Here is a 2,349-nt window from a genome sequence, read left to right on the forward strand (position 1 = left end):
TGGGAGACTGTGTGGGAGAGTAGGACACCGCCGGACATTTTGTGAGAAAGGCCCCGCCGTTCACGGCGGGGCCTTTCGCATTTTCGGGTGTCCGCTCAGGGCTCGCTCAGGGCCTTCTCGTAGTTGGACACGGAGCGGTTGTAGTGCGGCAGGTGGCGGGAGGGCACGCCGAGCGCCAGCGCGGCCGCCTCGCGGTCACAGTCGAGATCGGTGAGCGCCAGGGCGAGGAAGTCCGTGACGGCGTCGTCCAGCTCGTCGGAGCCGGCGTCCCGTTCCGCCGTGAGAAGCCTGACGCTCTCCTCCGCCTCGCCGAGGGGCGCCTCCGGACGTGCCTGCTGGGCAGGGACGCAACGCGTGTGCAACGTGTGATGAGTGATAATTAAACTGTCTGGCAATGACCGGACTCATGGTCGCGCCGGTGCCAACCCACACACTGCACCGGCGCGGCCACCGGCCCGCGTCACAGATCGGCGTGGTGGCCCTCCGCGTCGCGGTCAGGAGTAGGTGACGTGCTCCGTCCCGGCGGTCCGAAGAGGGCGATCCCGGCCAGGAAACAGGCCCCGGCGATGATCGGAAGCGCCCCGGGGCCGAGGGAGCCGATGGCCCAGCCGCCGAGACCGGCTCCGAGCGACGCACCGAGGTAGACGGCACTGCTGCTGAGAGCGAGCGCCTGCGGACCTACCTCAGGACCGGTGAGCGCCAGGACGCGTGCCTGCACGGCCGGCGGTACCGACCATGCTGCGGCCGACCAGACCAGCAGCAGTGGGACGACCACGGCCAGGTGGACGGGGCGCGCCGGCCAGCACATCGCGAGCCCAGCCATCGCCAGGGCGAACGCCAGCGCGGCCAGGCCGAACGACCGCTGCGGGCCGATGCGGTCGACGAGGGTGCCGCTGAGCCGTGCACCGGCGACACCGGCGAGCCCGGTGAGCGTGAGCAGCAGCCCGAGGCCGGACGGCGTCACACCCGCGAGGCCGTGCAGCAGGGGAGCCAGATAGGTCTGGATCATCATGTTGCCGAGGACCGCGACGGCCGCGGCCAGCAGGGCGCGGAGGACGGCGGGCGCCGCGAGCGGGCGGAGCCGTTCGCCGAGTCCGGCGGGAGGAGGCGGCGGGACGTCCGGAAGGGTGGCGCGGAGGAAGGCCAGCGCCACCGCGCCGAGGACTCCGCCGGCGAGGAACGTCGCGCGCCATCCGGCCGCTGCGCCGATCCAGGTACCGAGGGGGACGCCGGCGACCACGGCGCCGGTCAGCCCCGCGGTGACGGTGGCGAGGTGGCGGCCCCGCCGGTCCGGTGGCGAGAGCGTCGCGGCGGCCGAGAAGACGGCGGGGAGCGAGAGCGCGGCGGCGAGCGCCGCGACGACCCGCAGGACGAGCAGGACCGGGTAGGACGGGACGAGCGGCACCGCGAGGTTGGCGGCGCAGAACAGCAGCATCCCCCAGGTGAGGATCGTGCGCGGGGAACGCGGTCCGGCGGCGACCGCGGCGGCCGGTGCGACCGCGGCGCAGATCACCGAGAAGACCGTCACCAGCTGGCCGGCGGCCGCCTCGCCGACCGACAGGCCGCGGGCGATGGACGGCAGCACTCCGGCGATGACGAAGTCGTCGGTCTGCAGGGCGAAGGCGGTGACCGTGAGCGCGGCGAGCCAGAGCCCGCCGAAGGGGCGTCGGGTGGAGGGCATCCAGTTAAGGTAACACTCGTTACCCTATAGGCTGGACGTCCCCACGGGACAAGGAGGAGCGACCGGTGGCCAGGCCCCGCGACCCGCATCGGCGTACGCAGATCCTCGACGCCGTGCTCGACCACCTCGCCGGGACCGGGATGTCCGGGCTGTCGATGCGTCCCGTCGCCGAGGCGCTCGGGCAGAGCACGCGCGTCCTCACGCATCACTTCGCGGACAAGGACGCGCTGCTGGCGGCGCTGCTGAAGCGGCTCGACGAGGTCCAGCACGAGCAGCTGCGGGCCACCGAGGGCTGGTACGACACGGACCGGGGGATCGGCGCGATCGTCCGCGACTCGTGGCACCGCCACCTCGCGCCGGAGAACATCGCGCACACGCGGCTGATCCACGAGATCGAGGGGCTCGCAGCGGCGGGCCGCCTCGGCGACCGGGTGCCCGCGTTCCTGGCCGCGCGGGCCGAGTTCGTCGCCGGAGCGCTGGTCGCCCGCGGCCTGGCGCCGGACGAGGCCCGCGTCAACGCGACCCTCCTCAACAGCGCCTACTCCGGCCTGCAGGCCGACTTCCTCACCACCGGCGACCGCGAGCGGGTCGAGGCCGCCCTCGACCGGCTCTGCGCCCTCGCCGACTCCTGGACGGCCGGCCGCCCCGGCTGACCGGCGCCGTGCGCG

3 protein-coding genes are annotated in these 2,349 nt (G+C 73.6%); 1 reads left to right on the top strand and 2 read right to left on the bottom strand.

Features of this window, described 5'->3' with window-relative positions; genetic code table 11:
• Window positions 1-95 precede the first annotated feature (95 nt).
• Window positions 96-362: a tetratricopeptide repeat protein gene (locus ABZ914_RS50305; protein ID WP_500201662.1), complete on the bottom strand. Its 267-nt coding sequence runs from the start codon at window positions 360-362 to the stop codon at window positions 96-98.
• 98 nt (window positions 363-460) lie between these two features.
• Window positions 461-1,681 (bottom strand): MFS transporter, encoded by a 1,221-nt coding sequence (locus tag ABZ914_RS50310; RefSeq protein WP_500201663.1) that lies wholly within the window; start codon window positions 1,679-1,681, stop codon window positions 461-463.
• 65 nt (window positions 1,682-1,746) lie between these two features.
• On the opposite strand from ABZ914_RS50310, the gene ABZ914_RS50315 reads away from it, so the two are divergent.
• Window positions 1,747-2,334, top strand: coding sequence for a TetR family transcriptional regulator (locus ABZ914_RS50315; RefSeq protein WP_500201664.1), 588 nt, complete (start codon window positions 1,747-1,749; stop codon window positions 2,332-2,334).
• The last annotated feature ends 15 nt before the right edge of the window (window positions 2,335-2,349 follow it).

It is taken from the genome of Spirillospora sp. NPDC046719 (assembly GCF_040645715.1).
Taxonomy (GTDB): domain Bacteria; phylum Actinomycetota; class Actinomycetes; order Streptosporangiales; family Streptosporangiaceae; genus Spirillospora.